At 72.8% G+C, this 6,000-nt stretch carries 4 protein-coding genes; all 4 read left to right on the top strand.

Translation table 11 applies throughout. From position 1 onward, the window contains the following. Positions 1–1,005: 2-oxoglutarate dehydrogenase, E2 component, dihydrolipoamide succinyltransferase (gene sucB, locus G5C65_RS05300; RefSeq protein ID WP_165297436.1), on the top strand; the 1,005-nt coding region annotated here is incomplete at its 5' end. Positions 1,006–1,127: 122 nt separating this feature from the next. Beyond that, positions 1,128–2,336, top strand: coding sequence for a CapA family protein (locus G5C65_RS05295; protein WP_165297435.1), 1,209 nt, complete (start codon positions 1,128–1,130; stop codon positions 2,334–2,336). A gap of 83 nt (positions 2,337–2,419) precedes the next feature. Further along, positions 2,420–3,046 carry a GntR family transcriptional regulator gene (locus G5C65_RS05290; protein WP_165297434.1) on the top strand — a complete coding sequence of 209 codons (627 nt, stop codon included), beginning with the start codon at positions 2,420–2,422 and terminating at the stop codon, positions 3,044–3,046. Between the two features lie 236 nt (positions 3,047–3,282). After that, entirely contained in the window at positions 3,283–5,970 is a 2,688-nt protein-coding gene (gene aceE, locus G5C65_RS05285; protein WP_165297433.1) for a pyruvate dehydrogenase (acetyl-transferring), homodimeric type, read from the top strand. The last annotated feature ends 30 nt before the right edge of the window (positions 5,971–6,000 follow it).

The following is a 6,000-nucleotide window of genomic DNA, read 5'->3' as shown; positions in this document are numbered from 1 at the left end:
CCGGCGGCCCCCGCGGCTCCGGCTGCGGCAACGCCGGCGGCCCCCGCCGCCCCCGCCCCGGCGGGCGGCGGCGAGTCCGAGGGCGCGTATGTCACCCCGCTGGTCCGCAAGCTGGCGGCGGAGCAGGGCGTGAACCTGTCCGCGGTCAAGGGCACCGGCGTCGGCGGCCGGATCCGCAAGCAGGACGTCGTCGCGGCCGCTGAGGCCGCCAAGGCGCAGGCCCCGGCGGCTGCCGCCCCGGCCGCCTCCGCGGCGCCGAAGACGCCCAAGCTGGAGGCGTCGCCGCTGCGCGGCCAGACCGTCAAGATGCCGCGCATCCGCAAGGTCATCGCCGACAACATGATGAAGGCGCTGCACAGCCAGGCGCAGCTGTCCACGGTCGTCGAGGTCGACGTCACCCGCATCATGCAGCTGCGGGCGCGCGCGAAGGAGTCCTTCGCGGCCCGCGAGGGCGTCAAGCTCTCCCCGATGCCGTTCTTCGTGCAGGCGGCGGCCGAGGCGCTGAAGGCGCACCCGGCGGTCAACGCCCGGCTGAACGACGACGGCACCATCACGTACCACGACGTGGAGAACGTCGGTATCGCGGTGGACTCGGAGAAGGGCCTGATGGTCCCGGTCATCAAGGAGGCCGGGAACCTCAACCTCGCGGGCATCGCCCGGAAGACCGCCGAGCTGGCCACGAAGGTCCGCGAGGGCGGGCTGGGCCCGGACGACATGTCGGGCGGCACGTTCACGATCAGCAACACCGGCTCGCGCGGTGCGCTGTTCGACACGATCATCGTGAACTACCCGCAGGTCGCCGAGCTGGGCATCGGTGCCACCGTGCGCCGCCCGATGGTGATCAACCACCCGGATCTGGGCGAGACGATCGCCATCCGCGACATGGTCTATCTGACCCTGTCGTACGACCACCAGCTGGTGGACGGCGCGGACGCGGCCCGCTATCTGAACGACGTCAAGGCCCGTCTGGAGGCCGGCGAGTTCGAGGGCGAACTGGGCCTGTAGGCCAGGACAGGGGCGCCTCTGCGGGGGCGCCCTCCCCGGCCGGGTGGACCGTCTGCTCCATCCGGCCGAACCGCCCGGCGAGTCTGCCGGGCGGTTTTTCGTACTTATTTGTTCGTGGAGCCATGACATGGCTGACACGACATCCGTGGCTCGGCACGGCCACCGCGGCCCTCGCCCTCGGCACCGCCCTCGCGGCCTGCGGCGAGGGCGGGCCCGGCACCCGCGCCCACGAGCGCCGGGCGGCCCAGGAGAGCGACGCCCGCACCTCGCACTCCCCCTCTCCCGCCACCGGCCGGACCCCCCGCGGCTTCTCCCTGCTCGCCACCGGCGACCTGCTCGTGCACGACTCGATCATCCGGCAGGCCAGAGCCGACGCGGCGGCCGGCGGCAGCGGCTCCGGCTACGACTTCCGCCGGATGCTCGCGGCCGCGAAACCGCTCGCGACCCGCGCCGATCTGGCGATCTGCCATATGGAGACCGTCTACGGCCGCTCCGGCGGCCCCTTCAGCGGCTATCCGCTCTTCCGGACCCCGCCGCAGCTCGCCGCCTCGGTCCGGGACACCGGCTACGACTCCTGCTCCACCGCCTCCAACCACACCCTGGACGCCGGGAGCGCGGGCGTGGGCCGCACGCTCGCCGCGATGGACCGGGCCGGGCTGCGGCACGCGGGCTCGGCGCGCTCGCGGGCCGAGGCGTCCCGGATCACCCGGCTGCGCGCGGGCGGCGCCCGGGTCGCACAGCTCGCGTACACCTACGGCACCAACGGCATCCCGCTCCCCCGGGGCAAGCCGTGGACCGTCGATCTCATCGACCCGCGGCGCGTCGTCGCCGACGCGCGCGCCGCCCGGCGGGCCGGGGCCGACGTCGTCGTGGTCAGCCTGCACTGGGGCACCGAGTGGCAGCAGGCGCCGGACAAGCTGCAGCGCGCCCTCGCCCGGCGGCTGACGGCGGCACGCAGCGGCGGACGCCGCGCCATCGACCTGATCATCGGCACCCACGCGCACGTCCCGCAGGCGTACGAGAAGGTCAACGGGACGTGGGTGGTCTACGGCATGGGCGACCAGATCGCGGGGAAGATGAACGACCCGCGCGGCACGATGGGTTCGGCGGCCCGCTTCACGTTCGCGCCGCCCACGGCGCGGGGCGGCACCTGGACGGTGCGCAGCGCCGAGTTCGTCCCGTTCCTGATGGAGACCTCGCCCCGGCACACGCTGGTCAACCTGGCCAGGTCGGCGCGTACGGACCCGGCGCACCGCCGCGCGTACGACACGGTCCGGCGGGCCGTGCTCAGCAGGGGCGCGGCGGAGGACGGACTGCGTATGGGACGGTGACCGGAGTCTCACCCTACGCAGTGGCACCGCGTGCCGTACCGGGCCGTATCGTCTAGGGCACCGTCGCCGCACAAGGAGCGCCCATGATTCCGGCCGTCGTCCACTCACTCCGTGAGCAGATCCGCGAGCACATCGTGGAGGGCATCGTGAGCGGGCGCTGGAAGCCCGGCGAGCGGATCGTGGAGCGGCGGATCGCGGTCGAGCTGGAGGTCAGCCAGACCCCGGTGCGGGAGGCGCTGCGGGAGCTGGAGGCGCTGCGCCTGATCGAGTCGGCCCCGAACAAGGGCGTGCGGGTGCGGGAGCTGACCCGTGCCGAGCTGGAGGAGATCTATCCGGTGCGGGCCGGGCTCGAACAGATCGCCGCCGAGCTGGCTGCGCCCCGGCTGGCCGCGGACGTCTCGGCGCTGCGCCCGCATGTGGAGGCGCTGTACGAGGCGGACCGGCTGGGGCATGGCGAGTCCCAGGTCCGGCACACGGTGGCCTTCCACCGGGAGCTGGTGCGGGCGTCGGGGAACAGCGTGCTGCTGCACACCTGGGAGGGGCTGGGCATCGAGGTGTGGACGGCGCTGTCGATCCGGTGGCTGGGCACCGTGCAGCAGTCGTACGCGGAGGAGCACGAGGCGGTGCTGCGCGCCTTTCAGCGGAGTGACCCCGATATCGGGGTGCTGGTCAAGCAGCATGTTCTGGGCTGCGCCCCGGCGCCGCGCTGACCCTGTTCGGCGGGCCCGCGCCCGGGGGCCACCCTCTGGCACCGCGTGCCCTGATTCCGGGCACTGGATGCCGAGTTTTGCCGAGTGGCGGATTTTACTCGGACGACCTTTGATCGATCATCGATCACGAGCGTAAAGTCCCTTCGTTGGGTCCCCTGTCCTGCCCTGTCAGGGATCCCGGGAATCCGGGATGCAACCCACCGCACAACTGCCCGCCCGTCCGGAAGGTGGCCACCATGCCCGATGCCGTACGCCCGCCGCGCCCCAGTGAGCTGGACCAGCTCCCGGACCGCGACCCCCAGGAGACCGCCGAGTGGCGCGAGTCGCTGGACGCCGCCACCGCCCATGCGGGCGGGGAGCGGGCCGCGTATCTGCTGCGCCGCACGGTCGAGCACGCCCAGCACACCGGGCTGCCCGTCGCCGGACCGCTGGAGACGGACTACGTCAACACCATCCCGACCTCCGCCGAGCCCGCCTTCCCGGGCGACGAGGCGATGGAGTCCCGGATCACCGCCTGGAACCGCTGGAACGCCGCCGCCATGGTCACCCGCGGCAGCCGCTACGGCCTCGGCGGGCACATAGCGACCTTCGCCTCGGCCGCCTGGCTCTACGAGACCGGCTTCCAGCACTTCTTCCGGGGCAAGGAGGGAGCGGGCAGCGGCGACCAGCTGTACCTCCAGGGCCACGCCTCCCCCGGCATCTACGCCCGCGCCTTCCTCGACGGCCGGCTCACCGAGGGGCACCTCGACCGCTTCCGGCAGGAGGCGGGGGGCGACGGGCTGCCGTCGTACCCGCACCCGCGGCGCCTCCCCTGGCTGTGGGAGTTCCCCACCGTCTCCATGGGCCTGGGCCCGCTCTCCGCGATCTACCAGGCGCGGTTCAACCGCTACCTCACGCACCGCGGGATCAAGGACACCTCCGGTTCCCATGTGTGGGCGTTCCTCGGCGACGGGGAGATGGACGAGCCCGAGTCGACCGCCGCACTCGCCCTCGCCGGGCGCGAGCAGCTCGACAACCTCACCTTCGTCGTCAACTGCAATCTGCAGCGGCTGGACGGCCCGGTGCGCGCGAACTTCAAGATCGTGCAGGAGCTGGAGTCCCAGTTCCGCGCCGCCGGCTGGAACGTGGTCAAGTCGCTGTGGGGCGCCGCCTGGGACGAGCTGCTCGCGCTCGACACCACCGGCGCGCTGGTGCGCCGGCTGGGCGAGGTGCCGGACGCCCAGTTCCAGACGTACGCGACCCGCGACGCCGGCTACATCCGCGAGCACTTCTTCGGCGCCTCGCCCGCGCTCGCCGAGCTGGGCAGGCTGGTGAGCGACGCCAGGATCACCGAGCTCTTCACGGCCTCGCGGGCCGGCCACGAGCCCCGCAAGGTCTACGCGGCCTACCGCGCGGCCGTGGAGCACAAGGGCGCGCCGACCGTGATCCTGGCCCAGACGGTGAAGGGCTGGACGCTGGGCTCCGGCTTCGAGTCGCGCAACGCGAACCACCAGATGAAGAAGCTCACCGGCAAGGAGTTCCGCGCCATGCGGGACCTGCTGGAGCTGCCCATCCCGGACAGCGCGCTGAACGACGAGCTGGTCCCGTACGCCCACCCGGGAGCGGACTCGCCCGAGGCGCGCTACCTCCAGGAGCGGCGCGCGGCCCTCGGCGGCCCGGCGCCGGCCCGCAAGGTCCACCCGGTCGGCCTGCCCGCCCCCGCCGACAAGCCGTTCGACGTGCTGAAGAAGGGGTCGGGCTCCCAGGAGATCGCCACCACCATGGCGTTCGTCCGGCTGGTCAAGGACCTGATGCGGGAGAAGGAGACCGGCAGGCGCTGGGTGCCGATCGTCCCCGACGAGGCGCGCACCTTCGGCATGGAGTCGCTCTTCCCCTCCGCCGGGATGTACTCGCCGCTCGGCCAGACCTACGACCCGGTCGACCGCGACCAGCTCCTGTACTACAAGGAGGCCGCGGACGGCCAGGTCCTCAACGAGGGCATCACCGAGGCGGGTTCGCTGGCCGACTTCACGGCGGCGGCGACGTCGTACGCGACGCACGGCGAGCCGATGATCCCGTTCTACATCTTCTACTCGATGTTCGGGTTCCAGCGGACCGGCGACCAGTTCTGGGCGCTGGCCGACCAGTTGGGGCGCGGCTTCGTCATCGGCGCGACCGCGGGCCGCACCACGATGACGGGCGAGGGCACCCAGCACGCCGACGGCCACTCGCACCTGCTGGCCTCCACCAACCCGGCGGTCGTCGCCTACGACCCGGCCTTCGCGTACGAGGTCGGGGTGATCGTCAAGGACGGCCTGCGCCGGATGTACGGCCCGGACGCGGACCAGCAGGAGAACATCTTCTACTACCTGACGGTCTACAACGAGACCAAGGTCCAGCCGCCCATGCCGGACGGCGAGGGCGTCGAGGAGGGCATCCTCAAGGGCCTCTACCGCTTCCGCGCGGCGGCCCCCGATGCGGACGCCCCGCGCATCCAGCTGCTGGCCTCCGGCACGGCGATCCACTGGGTCCTCCAGGCCCAGCAGATCCTCGCCGAGCAGTGGGGCGTGGCCGCCGACGTGTGGTCCGCGCCGTCCTGGACGGAGCTGCGGCGCGAGGCGATGGAGTGCGACGCGGCGGCGCTCCGCGGCGAGCAGCGCGTCCCGTATGTCACCCGGGCGCTGTCCGGCGCACCGGGCCCCGTCCTCGCGGTGAGCGACTGGATGCGCCAGGTCCCCGACCAGATCAGCCAGTGGGTCGAGCAGGACTGGTCCTCGCTGGGCACGGACGGCTTCGGCATCTCCGACACCCGCGAGGCGGCCCGCCGCTACTTCGGCGTCGACGCCGAGTCCGTCGTGGTGGCGGCCCTGGCCCAACTGGCCCGCCGCGGCGAGGTCAAGCCGGACGCGGTCCGGCGGGCCGCGGAGGCGTACGGCCTGGCCTGACCCCGCAGCAGACCGGCGGTGCCGGACTCC

Origin of the sequence: Streptomyces boncukensis (genome assembly GCF_011045075.1) — a bacterium.
Lineage (GTDB): Bacteria > Actinomycetota > Actinomycetes > Streptomycetales > Streptomycetaceae > Streptomyces > Streptomyces boncukensis.
Note: the sequence above shows the minus strand (reverse complement) of the source record. Positions and strands in the feature narration are given on the sequence as shown.

Coding starts and splice junctions, on each gene's coding strand:
- G5C65_RS05290 (WP_165297434.1), top strand. CDS start 2,420: ATGATTCCGGCCGTCGTCCACTCACTCCGTGAGCAGATCCGCGAGCAC.
- G5C65_RS05295 (WP_165297435.1), top strand. CDS start 1,128: ATGACATGGCTGACACGACATCCGTGGCTCGGCACGGCCACCGCGGCC.
- aceE (WP_165297433.1), top strand. CDS start 3,283: ATGCCCGATGCCGTACGCCCGCCGCGCCCCAGTGAGCTGGACCAGCTC.